This is a genomic window from Mesorhizobium sp. M1A.T.Ca.IN.004.03.1.1 (genome assembly GCF_003997555.1).
Classification (GTDB): Bacteria; Pseudomonadota; Alphaproteobacteria; order Rhizobiales; family Rhizobiaceae; genus Mesorhizobium.
On the sequence record NZ_RZTV01000588.1, the window covers coordinates 1 to 258 of the forward strand.

At 61.6% G+C, this 258-nt stretch carries 1 protein-coding gene; it reads left to right on the forward strand.

Going from position 1 to position 258, the window contains the following annotated elements:
* Positions 1-258, forward strand: a 258-nt coding sequence (locus EOD29_RS32985; RefSeq protein ID WP_164764008.1) for a family 20 glycosylhydrolase, incomplete at both ends; no start/stop codon positions are given.

A 258-nucleotide genomic window follows, 5' to 3' on the forward strand; every position in this document is an offset into this window, starting at 1 on the left:
TTCCAGGCCACAGCATGGCGACGCTGTTCTCACTGCCCGAGCTTGTCGACGGGCAGGAGGCGCCGGACAGTTACCGCTCGGTGCAGGGTTATCCGAACAACGCCCTCAATCCGGCGGTGGAGTTCACCTATGAATTTCTCCGCAAGGTGTTCGACGGGATGGTGACGCTGTTTCCCGGCGAATATCTCCATATCGGCGGCGACGAAGTGGCGCATGGCTCCTGGCTTGCCTCGCCGCTCTGCAAGGCACTGATGGAGC